Source organism: Enterobacter sp. PI-10, from assembly GCF_027947695.1.
GTDB lineage: Bacteria > Pseudomonadota > Gammaproteobacteria > Enterobacterales > Enterobacteriaceae > Enterobacter > Enterobacter vonholyi.
Window position 1 is genome coordinate 423331 of record NZ_JAJNOG010000004.1, and the last position, 15196, is coordinate 438526.

The 15196-nt window shown below is 55.6% G+C and carries 14 protein-coding genes and 3 tRNA genes; 3 read left to right on the forward strand and 14 right to left on the reverse strand.

Annotation, left to right across the window (positions count from 1 at the left end; genetic code table 11):
• Positions 1–41: 41 nt before the first annotated feature.
• From LRM19_RS12530 to nnr, 10 genes are all read right to left on the reverse strand, one after another.
• Complete coding sequence (locus tag LRM19_RS12530; protein WP_003855996.1) at positions 42–239, reverse strand: DUF2065 domain-containing protein; 198 nt, start codon at positions 237–239, stop codon at positions 42–44.
• A gap of 71 nt (positions 240–310) precedes the next feature.
• Complete coding sequence (hflC, locus tag LRM19_RS12535) at positions 311–1315, reverse strand: protease modulator HflC (RefSeq protein WP_111965392.1); 1005 nt, start codon at positions 1313–1315, stop codon at positions 311–313.
• A 2-nt stretch (positions 1316–1317) separates the two neighbouring features.
• Positions 1318–2574: an FtsH protease activity modulator HflK gene (hflK, locus tag LRM19_RS12540; protein WP_133293628.1), complete on the reverse strand. Its 1257-nt coding sequence runs from the start codon at positions 2572–2574 to the stop codon at positions 1318–1320.
• A 56-nt stretch (positions 2575–2630) separates the two neighbouring features.
• Positions 2631–3911 (reverse strand): ribosome rescue GTPase HflX, encoded by a 1281-nt coding sequence (hflX, locus tag LRM19_RS12545; RefSeq protein ID WP_023310136.1) that lies wholly within the window; start codon positions 3909–3911, stop codon positions 2631–2633.
• A 74-nt stretch (positions 3912–3985) separates the two neighbouring features.
• A complete protein-coding gene (hfq, locus tag LRM19_RS12550) occupies positions 3986–4297 on the reverse strand; it encodes an RNA chaperone Hfq (RefSeq protein WP_023334248.1) in 312 nt (103 codons plus the stop codon).
• Positions 4298–4382: 85 nt separating this feature from the next.
• On the reverse strand, positions 4383–5333 hold the full coding sequence (miaA, locus tag LRM19_RS12555) for a tRNA (adenosine(37)-N6)-dimethylallyltransferase MiaA (RefSeq protein ID WP_025758256.1): 951 nt from the start codon (positions 5331–5333) through the stop codon (positions 4383–4385).
• Positions 5326–7170, reverse strand: a complete 1845-nt coding sequence (gene mutL, locus LRM19_RS12560) for a DNA mismatch repair endonuclease MutL (RefSeq protein ID WP_143344561.1) — start codon at positions 7168–7170, stop codon at positions 5326–5328. The genes miaA and mutL overlap by 8 nt, the downstream gene beginning before the upstream one ends.
• A gap of 9 nt (positions 7171–7179) precedes the next feature.
• Entirely contained in the window at positions 7180–8514 is a 1335-nt protein-coding gene (gene amiB / locus LRM19_RS12565; protein ID WP_136195719.1) for an N-acetylmuramoyl-L-alanine amidase AmiB, read from the reverse strand.
• Positions 8515–8530: 16 nt separating this feature from the next.
• Entirely contained in the window at positions 8531–8992 is a 462-nt protein-coding gene (tsaE, locus tag LRM19_RS12570) for a tRNA (adenosine(37)-N6)-threonylcarbamoyltransferase complex ATPase subunit type 1 TsaE (protein WP_013095283.1), read from the reverse strand.
• Positions 8985–10508, reverse strand: coding sequence for a bifunctional ADP-dependent NAD(P)H-hydrate dehydratase/NAD(P)H-hydrate epimerase (gene nnr, locus LRM19_RS12575; protein ID WP_271369020.1), 1524 nt, complete (start codon positions 10506–10508; stop codon positions 8985–8987). The genes tsaE and nnr overlap by 8 nt, the downstream gene beginning before the upstream one ends.
• Here nnr and queG point away from each other — a divergent pair.
• Complete coding sequence (gene queG / locus LRM19_RS12580) at positions 10507–11646, forward strand: tRNA epoxyqueuosine(34) reductase QueG (protein WP_271369021.1); 1140 nt, start codon at positions 10507–10509, stop codon at positions 11644–11646. The two genes, nnr and queG, sit on opposite strands and share 2 nt — an antisense overlap.
• Before the next feature lie 270 nt (positions 11647–11916).
• Here queG and LRM19_RS12585 read toward each other — a convergent pair.
• The 4 genes from LRM19_RS12585 to orn form a co-directional block, all read right to left on the reverse strand.
• Positions 11917–11992 (reverse strand) — tRNA-Gly (locus tag LRM19_RS12585).
• A 36-nt stretch (positions 11993–12028) separates the two neighbouring features.
• Positions 12029–12104: transfer RNA gene (locus LRM19_RS12590), tRNA-Gly, on the reverse strand.
• 36 nt (positions 12105–12140) lie between these two features.
• Positions 12141–12216 (reverse strand) — tRNA-Gly (locus LRM19_RS12595).
• 196 nt (positions 12217–12412) lie between these two features.
• A complete protein-coding gene (gene orn, locus LRM19_RS12600) occupies positions 12413–12958 on the reverse strand; it encodes an oligoribonuclease (protein ID WP_023310130.1) in 546 nt (181 codons plus the stop codon).
• A 107-nt stretch (positions 12959–13065) separates the two neighbouring features.
• Between orn and rsgA the strand changes: the two genes are divergently transcribed.
• Complete coding sequence (gene rsgA / locus LRM19_RS12605; protein WP_023334242.1) at positions 13066–14118, forward strand: small ribosomal subunit biogenesis GTPase RsgA; 1053 nt, start codon at positions 13066–13068, stop codon at positions 14116–14118.
• A 97-nt stretch (positions 14119–14215) separates the two neighbouring features.
• Positions 14216–15184, forward strand: coding sequence for an archaetidylserine decarboxylase (asd, locus tag LRM19_RS12610; protein ID WP_271369024.1), 969 nt, complete (start codon positions 14216–14218; stop codon positions 15182–15184).
• The last annotated feature ends 12 nt before the right edge of the window (positions 15185–15196 follow it).

Below are 15196 nucleotides of genomic sequence, written 5' to 3' on the forward strand. Positions count from 1 at the left end.
CTTTTTGACCTCAAAATACGCCGATTGCGCCTACTTTTTGATCAGCCAATCGTTTTCCTCAACATGTAGTAGATCACGATGCCCGCAACCACAAGACCGCCGCCAAAACGACGTAAAATATTATCCGGCAGTTGGCTCATGGTGGCGATCATTCGACGCCAGGCGCGTGGATAGAGCATCGGTCCCAGGCCTTCAAGCACCAGGACCAGGGCCAGCGCGAGCCAGATCGTTGAATTCATTTTTGTTCCTTATAAAAGAAAACCACCGCTCCGTTGAGAGCGGTGGTTTGAATACTCAAACGAGCCTGAGTTTATCGCGTTGCGTTAGTCGGCGTCTTCATATAACGGAAGAAATCGCTGTCCGGGCTAAGCACCATCACATCCTGGCTGCTCTGGAAGCTATTCTCGTAGGCACGCAGGCTACGGATAAAGGCATAGAAGTCAGGATCCTGGCTGAAGGCATCAGCAAACAGCTTCGCGGCTTCCGCATCACCTTCACCGCGCAGGATACGGCCCTGGCGCTCAGATTCCGCCAGCGTCTTGGTGACTTCGTAGTCTGCTGCAGCACGCAGCTTCTCAGCCTCTTCCTGGCCCTGTGAACGGTGACGACGGGCTACCGCTTCACGCTCGGCGCGCATACGGTTGTAAATCGCCTCGGACACTTCCACCGGCAAGTTGATCTGCTTGATACGCACGTCAACGACTTCGATACCCAGTGCAGCCATACTGTTCGGATTGATCACCGGCACTTTGCCGTTGGTTTCCGCCTGAACACGTTCAGCCGCTTTGGCAATCGCATCGTCTGCTGCCGGCGTTGAAACTTCATCTTCAGTGCCCGCTGTGCCGGAGTTCAGCGCATCGCGAACTTCCAGGGTCAGACGACCACGGGAGTCGGTCACGATGTCTTTCACATCCAGACGACCAATCTCAGAACGCAGACGGTCAGAGAACTTACGTTTCAGCAGCACTTCTGCCTGAGAAACGTCACCGCCGCCCGTTGCCAGGAAGTAACGGCTGAAATCGCTGATGCGCCATTTGATATAGGAATCAACGATCAGGTCTTTCTTCTCTTTGGTCACAAAACGATCTGCCTGGTTATCCATGGTCTGGATACGCGCATCAAGCGTTTTTACGGACTGAATGAACGGCACCTTGAAGTGCAGACCCGGCTCGTAAATCACCGGGCGTTTGTCGCCATCACGCACGACGCTGCTGAACTGGAACTTGATCCCACGCTCGCCCTCTTTCACCACAAAGATCGAGGTATAAAGCACGACCAGTACGATGACGATGATCGCAATAACTGACTTACGCATCCTTATTCCCCCTGACGCTGGTAGTCGTTACGCTGCGCGTTAGCACGGCGTTGGTCCATAATGTCACCATCGTTCGAAGAAGGCGTTGTGTTCGTGCTGGCGCTGCCTGTTGAGGCTGGCGGCAGACGCAGCAGGTTGTTCGCTCCGCTGGTATCTTTTGCTGCCGGTGCAGAACTGCCCTTCAGCATCTGATCCAGCGGCAGCACCATCAGGTTTCCGCCTTTACTATCGTTAACCAACACTTTGCGGGTGTGGCTCAGCACTTTTTCCATGGTCTCGATATAGAGACGCTCACGGGTAATTTCCGGCGCCGCTTTGTATTCAGGCAGGATCTTCGCAAAGCGAGCCACTTCACCCTGTGCTTCCAGGATGGTCTGGGTCTTATACGCGCGCGCTTCTTCCAGAATACGCTGCGCCTGACCGTTAGCGCGTGGCTGAACTTCGTTGGTGTACGCTTCTGCTTCACGGATGTATTGCTGTTCGTTTTCACGGGCAGCAATCGCATCGTCAAATGCGGCTTTCACCTCTTCCGGCGGACGCGCAGCCTGGAAGTTGACGTCCAGCAGGGTGATACCCATGTTGTACGGACGAATGGTCTCTTCCAGCTCGCGCTGGGTATCGCTACGAATAACGGTACGACCTTCGGTCAGGATACGGTCCATGGTGTATTTTCCGATGACACCACGCAGGGCGCTGTCAGTCGCCTGACGCAGGCTGTCATCGGCGCTGGTCACGCTAAACAGGTAACGCTCAGGATCGGTCACGCGGTACTGCACGTTCATCTCAACGCGCACCACGTTTTCGTCAGAGGTCAGCATCACGCCGGAGGCGGCCAGTTCACGGACCGATTCCACGTTTACCGCGGTCACGTCATCAATGAAGGTTGGCTTCCAGTTCAAACCCGGCTCAACCAGATGGCTGAACTTACCGAAACGGGTGACTACGCCGCGTTCTGCTTCTTTAATGGTGTAGAACCCGCTGGCTGCCCAGATGATGACTACCGCAGCGGCCACGATGCCCACTACGCGGCCCCCCATTGGCGGGCGCGTACTCTGAGTGGAATTGCCACCCGAGCCAGAACCTTTTCCTCCGCCAAGGCCGCCAAGCTTCTTGCTCAGTTTGCGGAAGATATCATCCAGATCCGGCGGCCCCTGCTCGCGACCACCTTTGTTGCCATTTCCCTCAGAGTTGCCGCCAGGTTTGCTGCTTCCCCACGGGTCGCGGTCTTGTCCGTTATTACCGGGCTGATTCCACGCCATGTATATGCTCCATATTTGTTATGCAAGGGCGAATTATTCAGGCATCCCCTTTCTGATCAGACGATATAGTCGACCAGCGCAGGTTCTTGTTTACAGAGGCGACGCCAGTCAACGATCGGCATACGCACCTGCATCCCCACGCTGCCGTCATCCTCCATCCACTCTTTTTCTATCGCCTGAAGCTGATAAAACCGGCTGCGCAGCCTGCCTTCCTGTGGCGGCAGTCGCAGCGTGTGCTGAGCTACCTCACCGGAAAGACGTTCTGTCAAAGCCTGGAAAAGCAGTGGCACACCAATACCGGTCTGGGCAGAAAGCCAGACCCGAATTGGTTTGTTTTCTTCATCTCTGTCGATACGCGGTTCGAAATCGTCCAGCATATCGATCTTGTTCATGACCAACAGCGTTGGGATCTCGTGAGCATCGATCTCTTCGAGCACCACATTCACCGCGTCAATGTTCTCCTGCACGCGCACGTCTGCTGCATCAATCACGTGCAGCAGCAGAGTCGCCTGTCGCGTCTCCTGCAGGGTGGCTTTAAACGCCGCCACCAGGTCATGCGGCAGGTGGCGAATAAAACCTACGGTATCCGCCAGCACCGTTTCACCGACGTCTGCAACGTCAATACGGCGCAGCGTAGGGTCCAGGGTCGCAAACAGCTGGTCTGCGGCATACACCTGGGCCTCAGTTATCTGGTTAAACAGGGTGGATTTACCGGCGTTGGTATAGCCCACCAGCGACACCGTCGGGATGTCGGCTTTGGTGCGCGCCCGACGCCCCTGTTCACGCTGTTTCTCTACACGTTCCAGACGTGAGAGGATCTGGGTAATTCGGCCACGCAGTAAACGACGGTCGGTTTCGAGCTGGGTTTCACCCGGACCGCGCAAACCAATCCCGCCTTTTTGTCTTTCAAGGTGTGTCCAGCCACGCACCAGACGCGTTGCCAGATGGCGCAGCTGCGCCAGCTCAACCTGCAGTTTCCCTTCATGGGTACGTGCACGCTGAGCAAAAATATCTAAAATCAAACCCGTGCGATCGATAACACGGCATTCGCAAAGGGCTTCCAGGTTGCGCTCCTGGGCTGGAGACAGCGCATGATCAAACAACACGACTGACGCGCCGGTTGCTTTTACGGCATCCGCAATTTCGACTGCTTTACCTTCACCAACAAAATACTTTGGGTGCGGCGCTTTACGGCTACCGGTAATCACCTGCATTGCTTCGACACCGGCGGAAGAGACCAGAGATTCAAACTCCTGGAGGTCTTCCATATCTTTGTCTTGCGAAAAATAGATGTGTACCAGCACCGCCTGCTCACCGGCATCATAACGGTCAAACAAGCGTAAACCTCTCTAAAAAGATCAGCGGGGAACGCAGGATCCCTGGCTCCCCGTGTGGATAACAGTGCGAAACCTTATTCGGTCTCGTCGCTGTCCTGCGCCGGCGTTGAAGAACCCTGCGCGCTGCTGCCATGATGGTAGTTACTACCAGTGCCGCCGCCAGCGTTATTGCTGTGATGAGATACCGGACGGGACGGAACAACAGTAGAAATAGCGTGCTTGTAGACCATCTGACTGACCGTGTTTTTCAACAGAATCACAAACTGATCGAAAGACTCAATCTGACCTTGCAGCTTAATACCATTCACCAAATAAATAGAAACTGGAACACGTTCCCGACGCAATGCGTTCAGGAACGGATCTTGTAAAGATTGCCCCTTAGCCATTCTATCTTTTCCTTATATGCTTGTTTTGTACTTAGAACCTTGCGATTCTGAAAAATTGCGCACGATACGCCTCAATTGTACACATTCAGTGAGCGATATCACCAACAACCTCAATCACTTCGTTTAACGCCTGTTGCGGTTTTTCACTGTCTAACCAGTGAACACCCTCCCAACCGCGCAACCAGGTGATCTGGCGCTTCGCTAACTGTCTCGTGGCGCAAACACCTCTATAAACCATTTCATCGTATGAAATCTCACCTTCAAGATACGACCACATCTGGCGGTATCCCACACAACGAATGGAAGGCATGTCCGTATGCAAATCTCCACGGGCAAAAAGCGCCCGCACTTCTGCTTCAAAATCTGAAGCTAACATCTGATGAAAACGCTGCTCAATCCGCTGATGGAGCAGTTCACGGCTCGCCGGGGCGATGGCGAACTGATGCACCTGATACGGCAGAGCGTCTCCTGACGTTTGCGTCAGTTCCGTTAAAGTTTTACCCGAAATGAAAAAAACTTCCAGTGCCCGGGAAAGCCTTTGCGGATCATTTGGATGGATCCGCGCTGCGGCAACCGGGTCAATCTCCGCCAGTTGCTGATGCAAAACGTCCCAACCCTGCTCTGCCGCCTGCTGCTCAATTTTCGCTCTTATTTCCGGATCCGCGGATGGCAGAGGTGACAACCCCTCCAGCAGCGCCTTGAAGTAGAGCATGGTTCCGCCAACCAACAGCGGTATACGCCCCGCCGCCGTTATCTCTGCCATCTCGGCTAAGGCATCCCGGCGAAAATCCGCTGCGGAGTAAGCCTGAGCCGGGTCGAGTATATCCAGCAAACGGTGCGGTGCCGCGCGCAGTTCTTCTGCGTCAGGCTTCGCCGTGCCGATGTCCATCCCTCGGTAGATGAGGGCGGAGTCGACGCTAATCAACTCTACAGGCAAAACTTTACGCAACTCAATGGCTAGCGCCGTTTTGCCGGAGGCCGTTGGGCCCATTAAAAAAATTGCCTTAGGCAGGCTCGCCTTACTTACGTCAATCATGTTTCAGGGCGTTCATCGCCGTTTGTAAATCAACAGGTTGTAATAACCCACCCGGCGGCGCTTTCACCAGATGCGGACAGAGGCGTTCAACCTCAGCCAGCACGCTGATGGCCTGTGCCATGCTCCACGGCGCGTGTTCGCTTGCCAGATGGCGGGCGATCCACTGCGCGGTGTTGGCGGCATCAAACGATGTTTGCTGCGCCAGGTAGCCTATCAGTTCAGGAATCAAGTTTTGTAAATTTTGTTGGCGTAAGGGTAAAGGCACTGCACGAATTGTCACATGTTGTGGTTCGAGCACAGTTTCAATACCCATCTGCGCCAGCTGCGGCTCTGCACGCTGCAATACCCTTGTTTCATCAGGGGATATTTTCAGGCGAACCGGAATCAAGAGCGGCTGCGCACAGGCTGCATTTTCGCCAGGCGTGAGCTGCACCTGTTTAAGCCAGCGTTCGGCGACCGGCAGTGCCATAAGCATCAGTTTGCCGTCACGCTCAAGCAATGCCATGTCGGGCGCGATAATCGTCAGCACCCGGCCAAAACTTTGGCTATGCCCGTCCAGAGAAGGCTGAGCGGCAGGAATGTACTCTTTACGCTCCACGGCTGGCGTTTCCAGCAATTTGCGGTACAACGCTCCCTGCTGCTTCTGATAACCAGGCTGGGCATTCGGGTAGTTCGCGCCCGTTGGACGCGGTGCGCTCCCTGCCGGGGAGAAACGCGGGGTCTCCGGTTCACGCGCGACGGCAGGCTCCGCAAAATGGTTGCGCCCTGCCGCCACACGGTTTTCGGGCAGCGGACGCGGTACAGGAGCGTCGTTCTCCAGCGGCAGCGTTGGCTCTGCCTGCTGCTGCAACACGGTGGCCACGCCCTGATAAATGAAGTCGTGAACCAGACGCGACTGGTGGAACCGCACCTCATGCTTGGCAGGATGAACGTTCACATCCACCTGATGCGGGTCGATGTCCAGATAAAGGACGAAAGCAGGCTGCTGATCGGCCCCAAGCTTGTCTTCGCATGCCTGGCGAATCGCGTGATTGATAAGACGATCGCGCATCATGCGGCCGTTGACGTAGCAATACTGAATTTCCGAGAACGCAGCACTGCTCGCGTTTGGATCGGCAACCCAGCCGCGTAAAGCCAGATCGCCGTGCTGCCATTCTATAGCCAGCGCCTGTTCCAGAAACGGCGTCCCGCAGATAGCGCCCAGGCGACGCTCTTTCTGTCCGCCTTCCGCCACCGCGCGGTACTGACGCATCACCTTACCGTTATGGCTGAGGTTGATGGTGACATCGAAGCGGGCCAGCGCGATACGGCGAATGATCTCGTCGATATGGCCGAACTCGGTCTTCTCGGTACGCATAAACTTGCGTCGGGCGGGAGTGTTGTAGAAGAGATCTAATACTTCAAGCGTCGTCCCGACAGGATGCGCCGCCGGTTTGACCGTCACATCCATGTCGCGCCCTTCGGCGTAAGCCTGCCAGGCTTCCTGCTGTTCAGCGGTACGGGAGGTCAGCGTTAAACGCGAAACCGAGCTGATACTGGCCAGCGCTTCTCCGCGAAAACCGAGGCTAATAATCGCTTCCAGATCGTCCAGAGAGGCGATTTTACTGGTGGCGTGACGAGCCAGCGCCAGCGACAGCTCCTCTTTTTTAATGCCACAGCCGTTGTCCCGAATGCGGATAAGCTTCGCGCCACCGCGTTCGATATCAATATCGATGCGGGTTGCGCCCGCATCGAGGCTGTTTTCCACCAGCTCCTTCACCACCGACGCAGGGCGTTCCACCACCTCACCGGCGGCGATTTGGTTCGCGAGCTGCGGCGGTAGAACCTGAATCGGCATGAATTCTCCTTAGTTGGTCGCGGTCATCTCACCCGGCAGCGCTGCGCTGGCCGTCTGGGCAGCGCCGCTCTGCGGCGCAGACTGCAGAGGATGCGCCTCAAAATATTTGCGTAAACCGTTATAAATCGCTTCGGCAATTTGCTGCTGGTAACTGTCGCTTCCCAACAGACGCTCTTCACCGTTGTTACTGATAAAGCCCGTCTCTACAAGGATGGACGGAATATCCGGCGAGCGCAGAACGCCGAGGCTGGCATGTTCCGGACGACGCTTATGCAGCACGCCAACGCTTTGCAGCTGGTTCAATACGTTAGTGGCGACATCATACCCGACGCGCTGAGAATGACCGAACTGTAAATCCAGCACCGCCTGGCTGAGGTACGGATCGGACTGGCTGTTCGCCAGCACGTCGCCCGCACCGCCTAGCAGTTCAGACTGCTTCTCATGCTCTTCCAGCCAGTTGGCCATTTCGCTGTTAGCGCGACGGTTCGACAGCACCCAAACCGAGGCACCGGTGGCGCTACGATTCGGTGCGGCGTCCGCATGAATGGAGACCAGGAAGTTTGCGTTTTGCTTACGCGCCACATCCGAGCGCCCCATTACGGAGATAAAGTAATCCCCATCGCGGGTCAACACGCCTTTAAACATAGGGTCGTCATTGAGTAGCGAACGCAGTTTACGCGCGATAGCGATAGTTACGTTTTTCTCTCGCGTGCCGCCAGGACCAATCGCCCCGGGATCTTCCCCGCCGTGACCCGCATCAATGGCGATAATCACTTTGTCACCGCTGACCGTCGCGCGTCGCGCGCTGGCCGCCGGACGCGTCACCGTATCGCTGCTGGTTGCCGCAGTGATGCGATCGTTCTGCGATTTAAACGGATTACGCGCAGGTTCAGCAGGACGCGGCGTATACACCGGTTCTTCCACCCGCTTCGCTACGACCGGCGGCGGCGGCGGCGGTGCGTCGGCATTGATGGTAAAGACCACCGTATAGTTCGCCCCGTTTTGCTGCTTCACCGCCTTCGTTTTGCCCTTTTCGGTCAGATCAACCACCAGGCGTAACGATTGGCTATCCTGCGGCGTACCCGAACGGATACTTTTCACCAGGTTGTTGCCGCTAAACCGCAGCGGTAATCCCTGGATCACGCCTGTCTGCTTGATATCCAGCGCCACGCTGTGGCTGTCTGGCTGTGAAAACGCATACTCAGGATCGCCCATAAAGCTGAACGTAATCCGGGCCTGGCTTTCGCCGTTAGATACCTGAATATCTGAGAGGTTTGCCGCCCCGGCCTGCGCGCACAGCAGCACGGTGGCAGCCAACACCCAACCTTTAACGCGATTTATCATCCCGTCATCCCTACGCTTAACCGGCCAGACGCGCCAGTAAGGAACTGCCTGATGAGGAAACAGCACTGATGCGTGCCTCACGCCCTTGAGCCTGGTAATCTAAGTGAATTTCGACATCCGGGTCAGGCAGCACACCCGCACCTTGTTGCGGCCACTCCACCAGGCAAATGGCGTCGTTGGCAAAATAATCACGGATCCCCATAAATTCCAGCTCCTCAGGATCCGCAAGGCGGTATAAATCGAAGTGGTACACCATGAGATTTTCAAGGGTGTACGGTTCTACCAGCGTGTAGGTTGGGCTTTTCACATTCCCGTTATGCCCTAACGCCTGCAAAAAACCCCGGCTGAAGGTGGTTTTACCCGCACCTAAATCACCATACAGATAAATGACGGTTGCCCCCTGACAGGCCTGCGCCACGCGCTTGCCGAGTTCTAAAGTGGCTTGTTCATCAGGTAAAGGAATCGCTCGATTAGTCATTTTCTACGTCAATCACATCCGGGTTAACAACACGCCGCAGCGTGCAAAAAAGATCCGTGGCCAGCATACCGCGTGTACCGTAACGCGCAGCCAGTTTATCCGCCGCGACACCGTGGGCCACGCAGCCCGCACAGGCTGCATCATAAAGGGGAAGTTTCTGTCCAAGCAATGCGCCGATGATGCCGGAAAGCACATCGCCCATTCCGCCGCTCGCCATGCCCGCATTTCCGGCATCAATAATGCCCAGCATCTCATCACTGGCAACAATGGTTCCTGCCCCTTTTAAAACAGCAACACCTCCGTAACGTTTTACCAGACGCTGAGCAGAAAGTAAGCGATCGCTTTCAATTTCTGCCACGCTGCAGTTAAGCAGGCGCGCGGCTTCGCCGGGGTGTGGTGTCAGAATGCGATTGTGACGCTTATCCGGGTTTATTGCCAGAAGGTTAAGCGCGTCGGCATCCCACAGCATCGGTTTACGAAAATTCTCGACCTTTTGCAGGGCCTGTTTACCCCATGACTGCTGCCCAAGCCCGGGGCCAATCACCACCACATCCGCCCATTCCAGGCTTTCTTCAAGCGCCTGGGGCGTAAGCTCATGGACCATCAGTTCCGGCCGGGCGGTGATTATGGGCGCAATATTCTCAATGCGAGTGAGCACTCGCACTAATCCGGCACCGCTGCGCAGAGCCGCTTCACCCGTCATACGAATCGCACCAGCCGTACCGTGGTCTCCTCCCACAATCACCAGCCTGCCGTGATCGCCCTTATGGGACGTTGGTCGGCGCGGCGGGAGCCACGCTGCAAGCTGCGACGCATCAAAACGCGCGAGGCGCATTTCCTGCCCGGCCAGCCAGCTCTCCAGCCCCAGCGCATTGTGGTGCAGCACGCCAACGACGTCTCGCGCTTTACCGGTCAGTAACCCCGGTTTGAGGGCGATAAAGGTCACCGTATGGGCAGCCTGAATGACCGCCCCCGGCGTCGCGCCGGTTTCTGCAATCAGGCCAGAGGGAATATCCAGGGCGACTACCGGCGCGGAATGTCTGTTAGCGTGTTCAATAAGCGCGGCAATATTTTCGCGCGGCGCGCTGTGCAGCCCGGTGCCCAGAAGACCATCAACAATCAGATCCACCTCTTCCGGCCAGACGATATCAGGCGCATGAATTACACCGCCTGCGTTCAGCCATGCCTCCCGCGCCGCGCCAGCCTCTTCCGGCAGCGGTTTATCACTTTCGAGAGCCAGCAAGGTCACGCGGATACCGGCCGCAACCGCCAAACGGGCGACGACGTAGCCGTCACCGCCGTTATTGCCGTGCCCGCACAGAATCAGCCAGTGAGCAGCCTGCGGGTACGCGCTGCGGGCAACGTTAAACGCCGCCTCACCCGCACGCAGCATCAGTTCATAGAGGGTAATCCCGAGGCTGTCTGCGGCCTCTTTTTCGGCACGCCGGAGGTCATCCGCATGCCAGATGGAATGTGGTATACTTGCGGGGTTTTTCTTCACCGTATGGTCCGTCATGTCACAGCCCCTCGATCTCAATGAATTAGCGCAAAAAATAAAACAGTGGGGTGCTGAGCTTGGCTTCCAGAAGGTGGGCATTACCGATACCGACCTTTCCGCCAGCGAGCCGAAACTGCAGGCCTGGCTGGACAAACAATACCACGGCGAAATGGAATGGATGGCGCGTCATGGCATGATGCGCGCCCGTCCTCACGAGCTTTTACCGGGCACATTACGCGTCATCAGCGTGCGCATGAACTATCTACCCGCCAACGCGGCCTTTGCGCGCACGCTAAAAAATCCCTCTTTGGGTTACGTCAGCCGGTACGCTTTGGGTCGTGATTACCATAAGCTCTTGCGTAACCGCTTAAAAAAACTCGGGGAAACCATTCAGCAGCACTGTGTTTCGCTGAATTTTAGACCCTTTGTCGATTCTGCGCCTATTCTTGAGCGCCCGATCGCCGAAAAAGCCGGGCTTGGATGGACAGGTAAGCACTCACTTATCCTCAGCCGTGACGCCGGATCGTTCTTCTTCCTGGGCGAACTGCTGATTGATTTACCGCTGCCGGTAGACGGCCCGGTCGAAGAAGGCTGCGGGCGCTGCGTGGCCTGCATGACCATCTGCCCGACGGGTGCTATCGTCGAGCCTTGCACTGTTGATGCACGCCGCTGCATCTCCTACCTCACTATCGAGCTGGAAGGGGCCATTCCAGAGGAATTCCGACCACTTATTGGCAACCGCATCTACGGTTGCGACGACTGCCAGCTGATCTGCCCGTGGAACCGCTATTCGCAGCTCACGGACGAAGAGGATTTCAGCCCGCGTAAGGCGCTGCATGCGCCGCAGCTCATTGAACTGTTCGCCTGGACCGAGGCCTGGTTCCTGAAGGTGACGGAGGGTTCGGCCATTCGCCGTATCGGTCATTTGCGCTGGCTGCGTAATGTTGCCGTCGCGCTGGGGAATGCCCCGTGGGATGAAGCGAATATTCGGGCGCTTGAAAGCCGTCGAGGTGAGCACCCACTTCTTGATGAGCACATCGAGTGGGCGATTGCGCAGCAAATTGAGAAACGTAATGCCTGCGTTGTCGAGGTGCAGCTGCCGAAGAAACAGCGTCTGGTGAGGGTGATTGAAAAAGGGCTTCCGCGGGATGCCTGAACTATTCACAGCCTGTGAATAAAATTACAAACTCAAGCGCCATCTGGGCTGGAGAAGAGGTCAAGTGATCTCAATAACATTTTGAAATCAAATTTTATGTTTTAAATACAGCGCGTTATGGAGATATTATTCACCCTGCTAAGTTTTAACCCTGTTTCGGTTAAGCGCAGTTTCTGTGGATAACTCTGTTCACAAGAGTATTTCAGAGACAATAGAAAACGCCCCCAGCGACGCTTTTTGCTGTGGATATTTTAGAGATGAAGAAGAATTTGGAGCGGGAAACGAGACTCGAACTCGCGACCCCGACCTTGGCAAGGTCGTGCTCTACCAACTGAGCTATTCCCGCTTGGGTGGTCCGTGCTGTGGAAGCACTTTCAAATTTTGGAGCGGGAAACGAGACTCGAACTCGCGACCCCGACCTTGGCAAGGTCGTGCTCTACCAACTGAGCTATTCCCGCTTGGGCAGTCTGTGCTGTGAAAGCACTTTCAAATTTTGGAGCGGGAAACGAGACTCGAACTCGCGACCCCGACCTTGGCAAGGTCGTGCTCTACCAACTGAGCTATTCCCGCAAATCTGCACTGCTTTTGTTGCTGTCGTAACGTGTAATTCTCTGTCGTTACGGGAGGCGCATTATACGAGAAATCCTTTTAGCTGCAACCCCCCTTAAAGCGATTTTTTCGAAATTAAGTTCAAATGCTTATTAAATCGGCAAGCTGAACAATTTAACGACAAAAACCCGGCCACGCAAGGCGCCGGATCGCAAAATCACAGCTTAATAAAGTTTTCGCGGTAGTAAGAAAGCTCCGCCACGGACTCTCGGATATCGTCCATTGCCTGGTGCGTCCCCTGCTTTTTAAAGCCGTCGAGGATTTCAGGCTTCCAGCGACGCGCAAGCTCTTTCAGGGTGCTGACATCCAGATAGCGGTAGTGGAAGTAAGACTCCAGCTCCGGCATGTACTTAAACAGGAAACGGCGATCCTGGCCGATGCTATTGCCGCAGATAGGGGATTTGCCTGCCGGAACCCACTGTTTCAGGAACTCAAGCGTCGCCAGCTCCGCCTCACGGTCGCCGAACGTGCTCGCCTTCACGCGCTCCACCAGGCCACTGCCGGTGTGGGTACGCACGTTCCATTCATCCATCAAAGCCAGCTGGTCGTCGGACTGATGCACCGCAATCGTTGGCCCTTCAGCCAGGATATTCAGGTTGGCGTCCGTCACCAGAGTTGCAATTTCAATGATGCGATCGCGCTCGGGATCCAGCCCGGTCATTTCGAGATCGATCCAAATCAGGTTGTTTTCATCCGCGCTCATGTTATTTTCCACCCTTCTCGCATAACCGGCAGTAGCAGGTTAACTAGTATTAATTAGAGTGTATCATAGAGGTTTTGCCCCTTACGGGCGACCAGGAGCCAGCGCGATTGAGTAAAAATAAACTCTCCAAAGGGCAGCAGCGCCGCGTAAACGCCAACCACCAGCGCCGTCTTAAAACCACTTCGGAGAAGCCGGATTATGACGACAACCTGTTTGGTGAAGCGACAGAAGGCGTAGTCATCAGCCGTTTCGGTATGCATGCCGATGTCGAATCCGCCGACGGTGACATTCACCGTTGCAATATCCGCCGGACCATTCGTTCCCTGGTGACCGGCGATCGCGTGGTCTGGCGTCCGGGTAAAGAGGCCGCTGAAGGTGTCACGGTTAAGGGCATCGTTGAAGCCGTGCATGAACGCACGTCGGTGCTCACCCGCCCGGATTTCTACGATGGCGTAAAACCAATTGCCGCCAACATTAACCAGATCGTCATTGTTTCGGCGATTTTACCCGAACTTTCACTCAACATTATCGACCGATACCTTGTCGCCTGCGAAACGCTGCAGGTTGAACCGATCATCGTGTTGAATAAAATCGATCTGCTGGATGACGACGGCATGGCCTTCGTGAATGAGCAGATGGATATCTACCGTAAGATCGGGTATCGCGTGCTGATGGTCTCCAGCCATACCAAAGATGGCCTTAAGCCGTTAGAAGAGGCGCTGACCGACCGTATCAGCATCTTTGCGGGCCAGTCCGGCGTGGGTAAATCGAGCCTGCTGAACAACCTGCTTGGCCTCCAGCAAGAGATCCTGACTAACGATGTGTCCAACGTCTCGGGTCTGGGCCAGCACACCACCACCGCCTCGCGTCTGTATCATTTCCCGCACGGCGGCGACGTGATCGACTCCCCAGGGGTGCGTGAGTTCGGTTTGTGGCACCTTGAGCCGGAACAAATCTTTAACGGATTTGTCGAATTCCATGATTATTTAGGCGCTTGTAAATACCGCGACTGTAAACACGATAACGACCCAGGCTGCGCCATCCGTGAAGCGGTTGAGAAAGGCGAGATCGCGGAAACCCGCTTCGAGAATTACCACCGTATTCTTGAGAGCATGGAAGACGTAAAAACGCGTAAAAACTTTTCTGATTCTGATAACTGACAACTAAGCTAAGCATCGCTAAAATCGTCCCCCTTTTTCAGGTTCCGGCGGCTTAACGCCGGATCAGGAACGACAAAACAATGGCCTGGAGGCTACCTTGTTAAACGCATTTAAACTTTCGCTTCAATACATTCTGCCAAAACTGTGGCTCACTCGCCTGGCGGGCTGGGGCGCAAGCAAACGCGCGGGCTGGCTGACCAAACTGGTCATCGACCTTTTCGTAAAATATTACAAGGTCGACATGAAAGAGGCGCAAAAGCCGGACACCGCCAGCTACCGCACCTTCAACGAGTTCTTCGTGCGCCCGCTGCGTGACGAAGTGCGCCCGCTGAACACCGATCCTAACGTCCTGGTGATGCCAGCAGACGGCGTGATCAGCCAGTTGGGTAACATCGAAGACGACAAAATCCTGCAGGCGAAGGGCCATAACTACAGTCTGGAAGCGCTGCTGGCAGGTAACTACCTGATGGCGGATCTGTTCCGCAACGGTACGTTTGCCACTACCTATCTGTCACCGCGCGACTATCACCGCGTGCATATGCCGTGTAACGGTATCCTGCGTGAAATGATTTACGTCCCGGGCGACCTGTTCTCCGTAAACCACCTGACCGCGCAGAACGTGCCGAACCTGTTTGCCCGTAACGAGCGCGTCATCTGTCTGTTCGATACTGAATTTGGCCCTATGGCACAGATTCTGGTGGGTGCAACCATCGTAGGCAGCATTGAAACCGTCTGGGCCGGCACCATCACGCCAACGCGCGAAGGTGTGATCAAACGCTGGACCTGGCCTGCCGGTGAAGCGGAAGGCTCTGTGGCCCTGCTCAAAGGTCAGGAGATGGGTCGCTTCAAGCTGGGCTCCACCGTGATCAACCTGTTTGCGCCGGGCAAAGTGAAGCTGGCTGAACAGCTCGAAAGCCTGTCGGTCACCAAGCTGGGCCAGCCGCTGGCGGTCTCAACCGAAACCTTCGTGACGCTGGAAGCAGAACCAGCACCGCTGTCACAGGAAGAGATTAACGCCGAGCACGACGCCAGCCCGCTGGTTGACGACAAAAAAGACGAAGGCTAACAACAGAAGGAT

What these genes read in the sequence shown, in the direction of transcription:
- LRM19_RS12530 (WP_003855996.1), bottom strand. Translation starts at nt 239, where the DNA reads ATGAATTCAACGATCTGGCTCGCGCTGGCCCTGGTCCTGGTGCTTGAA.
- hflC (WP_111965392.1), bottom strand. Translation starts at nt 1,315, where the DNA reads ATGCGTAAGTCAGTTATTGCGATCATCGTCATCGTACTGGTCGTGCTT.
- hflK (WP_133293628.1), bottom strand. Translation starts at nt 2,574, where the DNA reads ATGGCGTGGAATCAGCCCGGTAATAACGGACAAGACCGCGACCCGTGG.
- hfq (WP_023334248.1), bottom strand. Translation starts at nt 4,297, where the DNA reads ATGGCTAAGGGGCAATCTTTACAAGATCCGTTCCTGAACGCATTGCGT.
- miaA (WP_025758256.1), bottom strand. Translation starts at nt 5,333, where the DNA reads ATGATTGACGTAAGTAAGGCGAGCCTGCCTAAGGCAATTTTTTTAATG.
- mutL (WP_143344561.1), bottom strand. Translation starts at nt 7,170, where the DNA reads ATGCCGATTCAGGTTCTACCGCCGCAGCTCGCGAACCAAATCGCCGCC.
- amiB (WP_136195719.1), bottom strand. Translation starts at nt 8,514, where the DNA reads ATGATAAATCGCGTTAAAGGTTGGGTGTTGGCTGCCACCGTGCTGCTG.
- tsaE (WP_013095283.1), bottom strand. Translation starts at nt 8,992, where the DNA reads ATGACTAATCGAGCGATTCCTTTACCTGATGAACAAGCCACTTTAGAA.
- queG (WP_271369021.1), top strand. Translation starts at nt 10,507, where the DNA reads ATGTCACAGCCCCTCGATCTCAATGAATTAGCGCAAAAAATAAAACAG.
- nnr (WP_271369020.1), bottom strand. Translation starts at nt 10,508, where the DNA reads ATGACGGACCATACGGTGAAGAAAAACCCCGCAAGTATACCACATTCC.
- orn (WP_023310130.1), bottom strand. Translation starts at nt 12,958, where the DNA reads ATGAGCGCGGATGAAAACAACCTGATTTGGATCGATCTCGAAATGACC.